General features: G+C 74.8%; 10 protein-coding genes and 1 pseudogene. 6 read left to right on the top strand and 5 right to left on the bottom strand.

Translation table 11 applies throughout. The features are described 5' to 3' along the window. Positions 1–91: 91 nt before the first annotated feature. Positions 92–1,219: an LCP family protein gene (locus ACIQG9_RS20645; RefSeq protein WP_400404626.1), complete on the bottom strand. Its 1,128-nt coding sequence runs from the start codon at positions 1,217–1,219 to the stop codon at positions 92–94. Between the two features lie 128 nt (positions 1,220–1,347). On the opposite strand from ACIQG9_RS20645, the gene ACIQG9_RS20640 reads away from it, so the two are divergent. Both ACIQG9_RS20640 and guaA read left to right on the top strand, forming a co-directional pair. Continuing rightward, positions 1,348–3,045, top strand: coding sequence for an FAD-dependent oxidoreductase (locus ACIQG9_RS20640; RefSeq protein WP_400404624.1), 1,698 nt, complete (start codon positions 1,348–1,350; stop codon positions 3,043–3,045). A gap of 89 nt (positions 3,046–3,134) precedes the next feature. Beyond that, the gene (gene guaA, locus ACIQG9_RS20635) at positions 3,135–4,691 is read left to right on the top strand and encodes a glutamine-hydrolyzing GMP synthase (protein ID WP_400404622.1); all 1,557 of its coding nucleotides are present in this window, start codon (positions 3,135–3,137) and stop codon (positions 4,689–4,691) included. A gap of 7 nt (positions 4,692–4,698) precedes the next feature. Here the strand turns inward: guaA and ACIQG9_RS20630 are convergent, their stop codons facing one another. Then, a complete protein-coding gene (locus ACIQG9_RS20630; protein WP_400404620.1) occupies positions 4,699–4,959 on the bottom strand; it encodes a PspC domain-containing protein in 261 nt (86 codons plus the stop codon). Positions 4,960–5,103: 144 nt separating this feature from the next. Between ACIQG9_RS20630 and ACIQG9_RS20625 the strand changes: the two genes are divergently transcribed. The 3 genes from ACIQG9_RS20625 (at position 5,104) to ACIQG9_RS20615 (ending at position 8,356) form a co-directional block, all read left to right on the top strand. Further along, positions 5,104–6,051: an NUDIX hydrolase gene (locus ACIQG9_RS20625; protein WP_400404618.1), complete on the top strand. Its 948-nt coding sequence runs from the start codon at positions 5,104–5,106 to the stop codon at positions 6,049–6,051. A gap of 114 nt (positions 6,052–6,165) precedes the next feature. After that, positions 6,166–7,080: an NUDIX hydrolase gene (locus tag ACIQG9_RS20620; RefSeq protein ID WP_400404616.1), complete on the top strand. Its 915-nt coding sequence runs from the start codon at positions 6,166–6,168 to the stop codon at positions 7,078–7,080. Positions 7,081–7,426: 346 nt separating this feature from the next. Next, a complete protein-coding gene (locus ACIQG9_RS20615) occupies positions 7,427–8,356 on the top strand; it encodes a CDP-alcohol phosphatidyltransferase family protein (RefSeq protein ID WP_400404614.1) in 930 nt (309 codons plus the stop codon). Between the two features lie 55 nt (positions 8,357–8,411). Here the strand turns inward: ACIQG9_RS20615 and ACIQG9_RS20610 are convergent, their stop codons facing one another. The 3 genes and pseudogenes from ACIQG9_RS20610 to ACIQG9_RS20600 form a co-directional block, all read right to left on the bottom strand. After that, positions 8,412–9,650 carry a phosphatidylserine decarboxylase gene (locus ACIQG9_RS20610; RefSeq protein WP_400404612.1) on the bottom strand — a complete coding sequence of 413 codons (1,239 nt, stop codon included), beginning with the start codon at positions 9,648–9,650 and terminating at the stop codon, positions 8,412–8,414. 591 nt (positions 9,651–10,241) lie between these two features. After that, positions 10,242–10,556, bottom strand: a pseudogene (locus tag ACIQG9_RS20605) (hypothetical protein); the annotation flags it as partial. Continuing rightward, positions 10,553–12,109 (bottom strand): PspC domain-containing protein, encoded by a 1,557-nt coding sequence (locus tag ACIQG9_RS20600; RefSeq protein WP_400404610.1) that lies wholly within the window; start codon positions 12,107–12,109, stop codon positions 10,553–10,555. The gene ACIQG9_RS20600 and the pseudogene ACIQG9_RS20605, both read right to left, overlap by 4 nt. Positions 12,110–12,278: 169 nt before the next feature. On the opposite strand from ACIQG9_RS20600, the gene ACIQG9_RS20595 reads away from it, so the two are divergent. Continuing rightward, positions 12,279–13,544, top strand: a complete 1,266-nt coding sequence (locus tag ACIQG9_RS20595) for a PspC domain-containing protein (protein WP_400404608.1) — start codon at positions 12,279–12,281, stop codon at positions 13,542–13,544. Positions 13,545–13,548: the final 4 nt, after the last annotated feature.

Below are 13,548 nucleotides of genomic sequence, written 5' to 3'. Positions count from 1 at the left end.
ACGCTCGTCATCAGTCAGTTCCACCACACCACGCGGACGACCAGCCACCGCGACAGTCTACTATCTGCCGACGAATTAACGACTCAGGACACTAGTTCTTCACCCGCAGTTCGGGGTGGGCGTCCAGGTACTTCTCGGCGTCGCCGGCCTTCAGCGCGGGCAGGAAGCCCCGGCCGGTCGGGGTGAGCTGCTCACCCCGGTAGCCGCTGCCCTTGCCGACCCCGTCGCCGGGCAGGCCGACCAGGGTGATCCGGTCGGCGCTCAGCCCGCCGAGGGCGTACGCCAGGTCGACGATGTGGGGGCCGCCCGCGTACACCAGGGTGTCGCCGAGCGCCGCGACCACCTGGTCCACCCGGTCCGGCTGCCGGGCCAGGTCCTCGCTGAGGATCTTGGCGGCCAGCGCCCGGAGCAACTGCTGCTGGTGGCGCTGCCGGGCGTAGTCGCCGCCGGTGATGTAGCGCTGCCGGGCGTAGTCCAGCGCCTGCCAGCCGTTCAGGTGCCGTTCGCCCTTCTCGTAGACCATCTGCGGGCCGACGTAGCCGCCGGACGGGGCCGGGTCCCGGTACTTGCCGTCGGGCTTGCGGTGGATGGAGACGACCCGCTGGTCGACGTAGAGGTCCACCCCGCCGAGGGTGTCGACGAGCCGGTCGAAGCCGTTGAAGGTGATCACCGCCCCGGCGTCGAACCGCAGCCCGGTGTAGCCGGCGACCGTGCTGCGCAGCAGCTCGTACCCCTGGGCGGCGCTCGGCTCCTTCGGCTTGCCCGGCACCCGGCTGCCGTAGCTCATCGCGTGGGTGAGCTTGGTCCGGCCGCCCTGGTACCCCGCCTTCGGGAACGCCGGGATGTCGACCAGCAGGTCCCGGGGGAGAGAGAAGAGGTACGCCCGGTCCAGCCCGGCCGGCACGTGCAGCACCAGCACCGAGTCGCCGTGCGGCTCCCAGCCGGGGACGCTCACCCGGGTGTCGACGCCGACCAGGAGCAGGTTGAGCGGGCCGGTGATGCCAGCCCCCGGCGGCGCGGTCGGGCTCGGGGCGGGGCTCGGCGTGGGGCTCGGCGTCGGGGTGCCGGTGGCGGCCACCGCACCGGTCCGCCGCTGCGCCGTGTCGTCGCGGACCAGCCGGGTCACCACCACGGCGGCTGCGGCCACCAGGACGAGCACGGCGAGGGCGGCCAGCCCCAGCACCCATCGTGGGCGTCCCGCGCCGGTTCCCTGCGTCATTCCCGCCACCCCCGTCTGCACAACGCGCCGAGCGGGGCCCCGGGTTGCGGCCGTCCGTCCCGACGTGGAGCATGATCGCGCGAAATCCGGCACTGGCGCGATGGCTACCCGCCGGTAATGATGCGTTCATGCGGTACGACGTGCTCGTCATCGGGTCCGGCTTCGGTGGCAGCGTCAGCGCGCTCCGGCTCGCCGAGAAGGGCTTCGCCGTCGGCGTACTGGAGGCGGGCCGACGGTTCGCCGACGACGAGTTCCCGCAGACCTCCTGGCGGCTGCGGCGGTTCCTCTGGGCGCCCCGACTCGGCTGCTACGGCCTGCAACGGATCGATCTGCTCCGCCCGGCCGACCGGAAGGCCGGCGGCGGGGTGCTGGTGCTCTCCGGGGCCGGGGTGGGTGGCGGCTCCCTGGTCTACGCCAACACCCTCTACGAGCCGCTGGACGCCTTCTACGCCGACCCGCAGTGGCGGGACGTCACCGACTGGCGGGCCGAGCTGGCCCCCCACTACGACCAGGCCAAGCGGATGCTCGGCGTCACGACGTACCCGGTGCGCACCGGGGCGGACCGGGCGATGCGGGCAGTCGCCGACCGGATGGGGGTGGGGCACACCTTCCACCCGACCCCGGTCGGCGTGCACATCGGCCGCCCCGGCCAGCAGGTGCCGGATCCGTACTTCGGCGGGGCCGGGCCGGCGCGCACCGGCTGCACGCACTGCGGGTCGTGCATGACCGGCTGCCGGCACGGCGCCAAGAACACCCTGGTCAAGAACTACCTGTGGCTGGCCGAACGGCTCGGCGCGCGGGTCCACCCGCTGACCACGGTCACCGCCGTCCGGCCGGCCGCCGGTGGCGGCTACGAGGTGCACACCGTCCGTACCGGGGCCTGGCTGCGTCGGCACCGCCAGGTGTTCCACGCCGGGCAGGTGGTCTTCGCGGCCGGGGCGCTCGGCACCCAGCGGCTGCTGCACGGGATGCGGGCCACCGGGGCGCTGCCCCACCTGTCGCCCCGGGTCGGCGAGTTGACCCGGACCAACTCGGAGGCGATCCTCGGCGCGTCGGTCGGCCCCCGGCAGGCCCGGGAACGCGGCCTGGACTTCACCGAGGGGGTGGCGATCACCAGTTCGTTCCATCCCGACCCGCAGACCCACATCGAGCCGGTCCGCTACGGGCGGGGCTCCAACGCGATGGGGCTGCTCCAGTCGCTGCTGGTGGACGGCGGCCCGCACCGGGTGCGGCGCTGGCTGGGCGCCATCGTCCGGCAGCCCGGGCTGGCCGTCCGGATGCTCTCGGTCCGCCGCTGGTCCGAGCGGACGGTGATCGCGCTGGTCATGCAATCGGCGGACAACTCGCTGACCACCCGCTGGCGGCGCGGTCCGCTGGGCCGCCGGCTGGTCTCCGGCCCGGGGCACGGCGCGGCCAACCCGACCTGGATCCCGGCCGGCAACGAGGCGGCCCGGCTGCTCGCCGAGGAGATCGACGGCACCCCGGGCGGCGCGCTGACCGAGCCGTTCGACATCCCGATGACCGCGCACCTCCTCGGCGGGGCGGTGATCGGCGCCACCCCGGCCGACGGGGTGGTCGACCCGTGGCACCGGGTCTACGGCCACCCGGGGCTGCACGTGGTGGACGGCGCGGCGGTCTCCGCCAACCTCGGCGTCAACCCGTCGCTGACGATCGCCGCGCAGGCGGAGCGGGCGATGTCGTTCTGGCCGAACCGGGGCGAGGAGGATCCCCGGCCGCCGCTCGGCAGCCCGTACGTCCGGCTGGCCCGGGTCGCACCGCGCCACCCGGCGGTGCCGGCGGAGGCCCCCGGCGCGCTGCGCGGGTAGCCCCCCGGCCCGGCGGCGTTCGGGGCGCGGCGCGCGGACAGCCCGGCCCGCGCCCGGGGCGGATGTGACTGTGGGTAGGCTTTCTGCACATGAGCACGCCTCGCCCCGTCCTCGTGGTGGACTTCGGAGCCCAGTACGCCCAGCTCATCGCGCGCCGGGTGCGCGAGGCGAAGGTCTACTCGGAGATCGTCCCGCACTCCATGCCGGTCGCCGAGATGCTGGCGAAGGATCCGGCCGCGATCATCCTGTCCGGTGGTCCGTCCAGCGTCTACGCCCCCGACGCCCCGCAGATCGACGCCGGGATGTTCGACGCGGGGGTGCCGGTCTTCGGCATCTGCTACGGCTTCCAGGCGATGGCCCAGGCGCTCGGCGGCACGGTCGCGCGGACCGGCAGCCGCGAGTACGGCGGCACCCCGCTGCGCCCCCGCCTCCTCGACCCGGGTGTGCTCCTCCGCGACCTGCCGGCGGACCTGCCGGTGTGGATGAGCCACGGTGACTGCGTGACCGAGGCCCCGGCGGGCTTCACCGTCACCGCCGAGTCGGCCGGCGCACCGGTCGCCGCCTTCGAGGACCTGGCCGGCCGCCGGGCCGGCGTGCAGTTCCACCCCGAGGTGGGGCACACCGCGCACGGCCAGCAGATGCTCCAGCGCTTCCTGTACGACATCGCCGGCATCGCGCCCACCTGGACGCCGGAGAACATCATCGACGAGCAGGTGGCCCGGATCCGGGCGCAGGTGGGTGCCAAGGAGGTCATCTGCGGCCTGTCCGGCGGGGTCGACTCGGCGGTCGCCGCCGCGCTGGTGCACAAGGCCGTCGGCGACCAGCTCACCTGCGTCTTCGTCGACCACGGCCTGCTGCGCGCGGGCGAGGCCGAGCAGGTGGAGAAGGACTACGTCGCGGCCACCGGCATCACGCTCAAGGTGGTCGACGCGCAGGAGCGGTTCCTCGGCGCGCTGGCCGGGGTGACCGACCCGGAGCAGAAGCGGAAGATCATCGGTCGGGAGTTCATCCGGGTCTTCGAGGCCGCCGCCCGGGAGGTCGCCGCGCACGGCGACGTCGAGTTCCTGGTGCAGGGCACCCTCTACCCCGACGTGGTGGAGTCCGGTGGCGGCACCGGCACCGCCAACATCAAGAGCCACCACAACGTCGGCGGGCTGCCCGAGGATCTGAAGTTCGCCCTGGTCGAGCCGCTCCGTACGCTCTTCAAGGACGAGGTCCGGGCGTTGGGCCTGGAGCTGGGTCTGCCCGAGGCGATGATCTGGCGGCACCCGTTCCCCGGCCCCGGCCTGGCCATCCGGATCATCGGCGCGGTCGACCGGGAGCGGCTGGACCTGCTCCGCAAGGCCGACCTGATCGCCCGGGAGGAGTTGACCGCCGCCGGCCTGGACCGGGGGGTCTGGCAGTTCCCGGTGGTGCTGCTGGCCGACGTGCGCAGCGTCGGGGTGCAGGGTGACGGGCGCAGCTACGGGCATCCCGTGGTGCTGCGCCCGGTCTCCAGCGAGGACGCGATGACCGCCGACTGGTCCCGGCTGCCCTACGAGGTGGTGGCCCGGATCTCCACCCGGATCACCAACGAGGTCGCCGAGGTCAACCGGGTGGTCCTGGACGTGACGAGCAAGCCGCCGGGCACCATCGAGTGGGAGTGAGCCGGCCTCACCCGGCGGTCGGGTCCGTCGGGTGCGGCCAGGCGGGTGCGTCGGCCGGCTCCTCCGGCATCAGGAACCACATGATCGGGTACGCCAGCCCGGCGATGCCGCCGGTGACCAGGGTCGCCACCGCGAAGATCACCCGCACCAGGGTCGGGTCGACGGCGAAGTAGCGGCCGAGGCCACTGGCGACGCCGGCCACCATCCGGTCGGTGGTCGGTCGGCGGAGCTGCTTGTACGGGGCCTGGGGTGGGGTCGTCGAGGTCATGTCCCCACGGTCCGCGCCGGGCCGTGCGGTGACCTCGGTGACCGCCCGGATCCCTACCCTGATCGATCCCTGAGGGGCCAGCGGAGAGTCAGGAATCCGACTCTTTTCCGCGCCGGTAACCCGGGCCGGGGAGAATTTGGCTCCGTGACCACCTTGCTGGAGCCGCTCCGCAGGATCGCGGCATATGCAGTCTGTGCTGATTCCCTCGGCCGAGTGTTGTTGGTCCGCGCATCGGAGCGCTCCGGCACCGCGGGCGTGTGGTCCCTGCCCGGTGGGGCGGTCGACCACGGCGAGGACCCCAACCACACCGTCGTCCGGGAGACCGCCGCCGAGACCGGCCTCTCGGTCGCGGTGTCCGGCCTGGCGGACGTCCTGGCCGACATGCGCGCCCTGCCCGAGCGGCGCATCACCATCCACACCGACCGCCTGATCTACCGGGTCTCGGTGCGCGGCGGCACCCTCAGCGACCGGGTCGACCGCCCCACCGACCTGGCCCGCTGGTACACCCTCGACGAGGCCCGGGCGCTGCCGCTGCGGGCGTTCACCGCCCGCGCCCTGGGGTTGCCGGCCTCCTCGGCCGACGTGGTGCCGGACGAGGCGCCCGAGTTCCCCTCCTTCTACGCGGTGCCCGGCCCGGACGGGCTGCACCGGGCGCAGCGGTTCGCCGCGTACGCGGTGGCCACCGACCCGGAGGGGCGGGTGCTGCTCACCCGGGTCTCCGACGGCTACCCGGGCGCGGGCTGCTGGCACCTGCCCGGCGGCGGCACCGACTACGGCGAGCAGCCGGGCGCGGCGCTGATCCGGGAGTTGGTCGAGGAGACCGGCCAGGCCGGTCGTCTGGTCGAGCTGCTCGGGGTGGCCAGCCACCGGGACGCCGCCTCGCTCGGCCCGGAGGGCTACCCGATCGACTGGCACGGCGTCCGCGCCTTCTACCGGGTGATGGTCGACCAGCCCGCCCCACCGACGGTCGCCGACGTGGGCGGCTCCACCTGCGAGGCCCGCTGGTTCGGCCGGGAGGAGTTGGGCGCGCTCCCCACCGACCACCTCACCGAGGTCACCGCCGAGGCCGTCCAGGCCGCCCGGCTCACCTGACCCTGACCCGGGTCGCCCCGGTCGACCACGGAGGTCGACGGTCCGGCGGCCCGCCGGACGTCCGGCTAACCTCATGATCGAGGTGGCCGGGGCGCCAGGGCGGGGGAGTACGACGTGCGGGAACGGCGACGGATCGCGGCGTACGGGGTGTGTGCGGGGGGTGCTGGCAGGGTGCTGCTGGCGCGCGGGGCGGCGTCCTGCCCGTACCCGGGGGTCTGGCAACTGCCGGGCGGGGGCCTGGCGCACGCCGAGGATCCCGTCGACGCCGTGGTCCGCGAGTTCGCCGAGGAGACCGGGCTGGCCGTCGCGGTCGCTGGGGTGCGCGCCGCCGTCGCCGACGTGGCCGGCTTCCGCGCCGGGGACGCCGAGGTGTCGGTGCACACCGACCGGCTGGTGTTCGACGTCACGGCCCGGGGCGGCCGGCTCCGCCCGGAGGTGGACGGGGGCACCGACGAGGTGGCCTGGCTCACCCCGCAGGAGGCGGCGCGGCTGCCGCTGATGCCGTTCACCGCCGAGTTGCTCGGCCTACCCGTCGCGCCGCTGCCCGCCGGCCTGCCCCGGGAACTGCCCGCCGAGCCGGCGCCCCCGGCCGACCGGCGACAGCGGTTCGCCGCGTACGGGCTGGTCACCGACCCGGACGACCGGGTGCTGCTGACGATGATCGCGCCGGGCTACCCGGGTGCCGACCAGTGGCACCTGCCCGGTGGTGGCACCGACCACGGCGAGCAGCCGGCCACCGGGCTGCTGCGCGAGCTGGTCGAGGAGTCGGGTCAGCTCGGCCGGGTGATCGAGCTGCTGCGGGTGCACGACCTGCACAATCCAGCCGCGCTCGGCCCGGAGGGGCACCCGCTGGACTGGCACGGGGTGCGGGTGATCTACCGGGTCCGGGTGGACCGGCCCGGCGAGCCGGTGGTGACCGAGCAGGCCGGCGGTTCGACGGCGCGCGCCGCCTGGTTCACCCCGGCGCAGCTCGCCGGCCTGCCGATGACGGACGTCGCTGCCCTGGTAACCGGGCGTACGGTCGGATAGCGCACGCTCGACGGGCCGGATCGGGTGGGCTCCGGTAGAGTCGGGCGTGAGGTTGGCGGAGGAAACGGGCGATGAGGCCCCAGATGGGAACAAGAAAGTGGTTAGCGCGGTTTAAGGGAGATATAGCCGCCGGCAGCTATCGCCAACCACCACTCCCCTGTGCAATGGTGTACTCCGCTTCAACGGCTGCCGGGCCAAGAGCGGTCCGGCACGAGACAGCCGGACACCCGCCCGAGTAAGGGCGGTCAGCCGATCCGGTGATGGAGGAAACGTGCCGAGAGCCCTATGGCGCCGGCGTCGTACGACTGACAGTCCGCGCCCCGCAGGGCGTCGCTGGGCGGGCCCGTTGCGCCGCAGCAGCACGTTCGCCCGCCAGGTGCTGCTGGTCCGGGTGGGTCGCCGCGACGGCGACCAGCTCCCCGGTACCGATCTGGTCCTTCCCGAACGTCGTGTCGACCGGCAGCGTCGCCGGTACGGCTTCGACCGGGGCCAGGTCACCCGCGACCGCGCCGAGATCGCGGCGGTCATGCCGGTCAGCCCGGCGCTGGCCCCCGCCGCCCCGGTCGACGAGTCGCCCGCGATGGCGATCCCGCTGCTCCCCGGCGCCCGCACCCCCGCCCGCCGGATGAAGTTCGCGCTGGTCAACGCCTGCACCCTGGCCAGCCTGGTGCTCGGCATCAACGCCATCTTCGTGGCCATGGCCGGCCAGACCCGGATCGCGGCGCTCCTGCTGATCGCCTGCGTCGTCTTCGACGGCCTGGACGGTGCCCTGGCCCGCAAGCTCGGCGTGGCCAGCCCGTTCGGCGCCCAGATGGACTCGCTCGCCGACATGTGCTCCTTCGGCCTCGCCGCCCCGGTGGTGGTCTACGCCTCGCTCGCCGGGTCGGCGCCCACCGCCGCCGCGGCCGTCGCGGCGGCCCTCGTCGCGGGCTGCGCCGCGATCCGGCTCGCCCGGTTCAACGTCTCACCGAAGGACGGCCGATTCTTCTGCGGCGTCCCCACCACGATGGCGGCGGCGGTGCTCGCCCTGACGGTCGCCATCGGGCTGCCGCTGCCGGCCACCGTGCAGATCGCCGGGGTGGCGCTGCTCGCCTTCGCGATGGTCTCCAGCTTCCCCTACGCCAAGCTCGCCCGGCTGGTGAAGCTGCCGCCGTGGCTCTGGCTGGCCCCGGTCGTCGGCGCGCTGGTCGACATCCGGCTCACCTTCGCCCTCGTGGTGATGGGCTACCTGGTCAGCGGGCCGCTGCTCTGGCTGCACCAGCGCCGTACCGCCTGATCCACCCGCACGGGAAAGGGGCGTCGCACGTGCGACGCCCCTTTCCCGTGTCCACTCAGCGCCAGCGGGCGATGACCGAGGAACCCCCGACCACCCGGTCGCCCGGGCCGACCAGCGGCTCGGCGGAATCGGCCGGCAGGTAGACGTCGGTCCGCGAGCCGAACCGGATCAGGCCGAACCGCTCGCCCCGGGCCAGCAGGGCCCCCACCGGCGCCCGCTGCACGATCCGCCGGGCGATCAGCCCGGTCCGCTGCGCCACCACCACCGTGCCGCGCGTCGTGTCCAGCACCGTGTACGCGGCGACGTTGTGCTCGGCGTCCGGCTTCATCGCGTTGACGAAGCCACCGTCGGCGACGAAGTAGTCCACCACCTTGCCGGCCACCGGCGAGCGGTTGACGTGCACGTCCAGCACCGACAGGAAGACCGCGATCCGCAGCCACTCGCCGTCGCCAAACCGCTCGTCGTGCAGCCGCTGCACCGACAGCACCTGGCCGTCCGCGGCGGCGACCACCGCCGACGGGTCCTCCGGCACGTCCCGCTCCGGGTCCCGGAAGAAGGCGGCCACCGGGGCGGCGGCGAGCGCCGGGACCAGCCACAGCTTCGACTTGGGCCGGGCGGCCCGGGCCAGCGCGGCCAGGCCGAGAGCGATACCGGCCGCCGCGACCCCGTTGGAGTCGATGTGCATACCCCGGGTCAGCGGCACGCTCGACGGCCGGTACGCCGGCGCGAGCCGGTCGGCCGACGCGGGGGCGGCCGGGGTGAACCGCAGGTGGTGCACCCGGACCGGCGGTGAGTTGCGCAGCACCAGGTCGGTGCGGACGCCGTGCAGCACGCCCCGCCGGTCCAGTTCGGCGGCGGCGCCGTCGGTGCGGAACACCGGCGCGGCGACGCTGAGCACCGCGCCGTCGGTGAGGTACTTGGCGAGGCCGTCGACCGCGTCGCGGGTCTCCTCGGCGGTGCCGGTGAACGGCTCGGCCACGATGACCACCTCGGCGGGGTCCGCCTCGGCGAGGGAGTCGGCCACGCGTACCCGGTCGGCGACCCAGCGGCCCTGGGCCGACACGTGCTCACGCAGCGCGGTGGCAGCGGTGGCCGGTGCCGGCACGACCGTCAGCGTGTCGCCGGGGAGCAGCGCGTCGATCGCCGCGGCCAGGACCGCCGAGTCGGGGGCCGCGCCGACCAGCAGGGCGGCCTTCGGGTCGTTGCGCCGGGCGAGCTCGGCGGCGAGGGTACGGGCGGCACGCTCGCCGATGCGGACCGGACCGGACGGGCGCACGGCGGGGGACTGGGTCATGTCGGGCGGGCTCCTGACGGGGTAGAGACGGATGTCGCGGCGGATCGCCACCCGTGACCTGGTCGGGGCGCACCCGGACCGGTGCCGTGCGACCTGGCGCGCGGCCACGGGCGGGGCCCGGCGACGTGGGCCGGCCGGCGGAGGCGGGATCTCCACGGCCAGCATACGAGCCTCCGGACGCCGCCCGCACCGGTGCGGTCAGCCGGCCGACCGCTGTTCCCCGGCCGGCTGACCGGGTGCCGGACCACTCGCCGGTCGCCGGTCGTCGGCCCCCTCGTCCGACGACCGACCGGGCGCGTCGGCGGCCCGGTCCTCGACCGCCCCCACCGGCCGGTCCCCGACCGCCTCCGTCGGCCACTCGTCCGCCCCGGTCGCCGACCGGTACGGATCGTCCGGGGTACGAGTTGCGGCGTCGTCCGATCCCCACACCGGTGCGGTACTGGTCTCCGAGCCGGCCAGGTGCAGTTCCGCGGTGTCCCGCCAGCCGGTCCGATCGTCCGCCCGGCCGAACGGGCCGGGCTCCGCCCCGAATCGGTCGGGTTCCGCCGTCCCGAACCGGTCGGTGGGCTTCACGCCGGTGGACCACACGGCGTCGCCGTCGGCCGGCCCGGCGGAGACCGGTGCGGCGGAGGTCGGCGCGGCGGAGACCGGTGCGGCGGAGGTAGGTGCGGCGGCCGGGGACGTCGCCGCGTCGGTGCGGGCCGCCGCGTCCCGGTCGGCGGTGCGGGCCGAGCGGAGCGCGCCCACCAGGCCCAGCAGCCCGATCAGCACCAGCGCGCCGGCCAGGAACCAGCCCACCGGCGGCAGGGACAGCCCGAGGATCTGGGCCAGCAGCCACCAGACGGAGAGCCCGAGGAAGAGCAGCCCGAAGGCGAACGAGACGAGGTCGGTGCGGTGGGCCTTCACCGGGTCACCTCCAGGTTGCCGGCGTTGACGTGGATGGTGAGTCGCAGTTTTCCGCCGCCGGCACCATCCGGGCCGAGGTCGGTGATTTTCCGGGCCCGTCCCTCCAGTCCGGCGGTACGGGTGCCGAAGACGGTGGACTCCCCGGCCTTGACGTCGGTCACCGCGGTGACGTCCACGTTCGGCGGTACCACGACGGTGGCCGCGCCGAAGTTCACCACGACGGTGACGTCGGTGTCGTGGCCGGCGAAGTCCACCGCGCGCAGGTCGAGGGTCGCATCACCGAAGCTGTTCTCGTACCGGTCGGCGAGTTCCCGGGCGCTGGTGGGCGCCCAGGTGACGGCGCCGTCCACGCCGCGGATCCGGTCGTACGACTCGGTCACCGTGGCCACGCCGAGGGCGGCGGCGGCGACCAGACCGAGGGCGATCAGCCAGCGGGCCCGGCCGAACCAGGTGCCGACCAGCAGCCCGAGCCCGATGGTGGCGACCACCGCCGCGAAGTAGCCGGCCGCGCCGATCGGGAAGGCGCCCAGCAGGTCCAGGATGGCGACCACGCCCAGCGCCAGGAAGATCAGCGAGAAGGTCACCGCGCCCAGTGCCGACCGCTCCTTCGGCTTCTTCGGCGGTTTGACCCGGGGGGCGGGCGGTACCGGTGGCGGTGGGTACGAACCGGCGTACGGCCCGTGCGGCGCGAACGGCGGCCGGTAGCCACCGCCGGGCGGCAGCGGCGCGGGCGCGGCGGACGCGCCGGTCACCGGAGCCACGGTCGGTCCGGCCGGCGGCTCGCCGGTGGCCGTCGCCAACCGGGTCGGCGGGCCGGCGGGCGACCAGGCCGGTAGCTGGGCGGTGGGCCCGGCCGGAGGCCAGGCCGGCAGGTGCGCGGTGGGCCCGGCCGGGACCGGCGCGGCGGGGGCGGGCGGGGTGAACAGACCACGGGCCGGGTAGCCGACCGGGGGGACCGGTCCGGGCGGGGCGGCCGGCGCGGGCAGTGGGCCGGCCGGGACGCCGGCGCGGCTGTCCCGGTTGAGCAGCAGCGCGCCGCCGATGAGGATCGCGGCGCCCAGCAGCACCGCCCGGAAGGCGTCGGTGACGATGTAGCCGAAGCTGACCGCGACCAGGATGGTCAGTACGATCACGGTGATCGGCGACATGCTCGACCGGCCCCGTCCGAGCATCGACTCCAGCGGGGAGGCGCTGTCGCCCTCGCCGGGAATGATCAGCCAGGCGGCCACGTAGACCAGGATGCCGACCCCGCCGAAGAACCCGAGCACGGCGAGCAGCACCCGCCACAGCACCGGGTCGGTGTTGGTGGCCCGGCCGATCGCCGCGCAGACGCCGGCCAGGTACCGGCCCTCCCGGGGGCGGACCAGGCCGTACCGGGAGGTGAAGCTGGCCCCTCCGGACGGCGGCGGGGGGTACCCGCCGGGTGGTGGCGCGTCGCCGCCCCCCGTGGGCGACGTGGGCGCCGACGGTCCGGCGGTGGTGGATGTGGGCGGTGGCGTCCCGGCCGGTCCGGCCCCGGGGGGGTACGGCGGCGGGGCAGCGTCCTCGGTCATGCCTCGATCCTGCTGGGTCGCTGGTCCGAGCGTCCTCAGGACCCGACCCTGACCCCACCCTGAGATCCCGGCGGCCGGATGTCGGGGGCGTCCCCGTGGTCGGCGCCGCCCTCCGCGTGTGACGATCGGACCGGCACCGCACCGCACGGCCCTACCCGTGCCACCCACCGTGACCAGGGAGCCTCTGATCAGCACCGTGACCCAGCCGCCCCGCCTCTACCGGGCGCCCGAGCATCGGCTGGCCGCCGGCGTGGCGGCCGGCATCGCCGACCACCTCGGCATCTCGGTGCTGCGGGTACGCGTCGCGTTCATGGTGCTGCTCGGGCTGAGCGGCCTGGGGCTGCTGCTCTACGCGGCGTTCTGGGCGGTGGTCCCGCTGCGGCCGGGCGACACCGCCGTTCCGCCCCGCCGCGACCTCGGGCAGTTGCTGCCGTTCGTGGCGATCGGGCTCGGCGTGCTGCTGGTGCAGGTGATGGTCTTCGACTCGGTGGGCGCGGCGGGCACCGCCGGCTGGCTGGTGGCGATCATCGCGGTCGGCGCCGGGGTGATCTGGCACCAGTCCGCGCCCGAACGCCGCCGGCAGTGGGGCGAGTCGATGCCGGTGCCCTGGCTGGGCGCGGTGGTCGAGGAGAGCGACCGGCGGGCCTTCGTGCTCCGCTTCGCCGGTGGCGCGGTGCTGGTCGCGGTCGGCATCATCGGCGTGGCGGCGGTCTACTCCCCGGTGCAGAACCTCGACGCCGTGGTCAACGGCGTGATCTTCGCGCTGGTCGGGCTGGCCGGCGTCGGTGTGGTGGCCGCCCCGGTGCTGTGGCGGACCTGGAACCAGCTCCGTTCGGAGCGGGAGGGGCGGATCCGCGAGCAGGAGCGCGCCGAACTGGCCGCCATGGTGCACGACCAGGTGCTGCACACCCTCGCCCTGATCCAGCGCAACGCCAGCGACGTCAAGACCGTGCAGCGGCTCGCCCGGGGCCAGGAGCGGTCGCTGCGCAACTGGCTGTACAAGCCCACCGCCTCGCCGACCGAGCGGTTCGCCGCGGCGCTGGAACAGGCCGCCGCCGAGGTGGAGGACACCTTCGCGATCACCGTCGAGGCGGTGGTGGTCGGCGACCGGGAGACCGACGAGCGGGTCGGCGCGCTGGTGGCGGCGGCCCGGGAGGCGCTGGTCAACGCGGCCCGGCACGCCGGGGTACGGACCGTCTCGCTCTACGCGGAGGTCGAGCCGGAGCAGGTGAGCGTCTTCGTCCGGGACCGGGGGAAGGGCTTCGACCCGGCTACCGTGGAGGATCACCGGCACGGCGTCCGAGGGTCGATCATCGGACGGATGAAGCGGCACGGTGGCCGGGCGGAGATCCGTTCCGAGCCCGGGGAGGGGACCGAGGTCCGGTTGATCCTGCCGATCACCGGCACCGGCTCCACGGCGGAAAGGGACAGATGACATG

Source organism: Micromonospora sp. NPDC092111, assembly GCF_044755745.1.
Taxonomy (GTDB): domain Bacteria; phylum Actinomycetota; class Actinomycetes; order Mycobacteriales; family Micromonosporaceae; genus Micromonospora.
Note: the sequence above shows the minus strand (reverse complement) of the source record. Positions and strands in the feature narration are given on the sequence as shown.

Coding starts and splice junctions, on each gene's coding strand:
- ACIQG9_RS20610 (WP_400404612.1), bottom strand. CDS start 9,650: ATGACCCAGTCCCCCGCCGTGCGCCCGTCCGGTCCGGTCCGCATCGGC.
- ACIQG9_RS20640 (WP_400404624.1), top strand. CDS start 1,348: ATGCGGTACGACGTGCTCGTCATCGGGTCCGGCTTCGGTGGCAGCGTC.
- ACIQG9_RS20600 (WP_400404610.1), bottom strand. CDS start 12,109: ATGACCGAGGACGCTGCCCCGCCGCCGTACCCCCCCGGGGCCGGACCG.
- ACIQG9_RS20630 (WP_400404620.1), bottom strand. CDS start 4,959: ATGACCTCGACGACCCCACCCCAGGCCCCGTACAAGCAGCTCCGCCGA.
- ACIQG9_RS20645 (WP_400404626.1), bottom strand. CDS start 1,219: ATGACGCAGGGAACCGGCGCGGGACGCCCACGATGGGTGCTGGGGCTG.
- guaA (WP_400404622.1), top strand. CDS start 3,135: ATGAGCACGCCTCGCCCCGTCCTCGTGGTGGACTTCGGAGCCCAGTAC.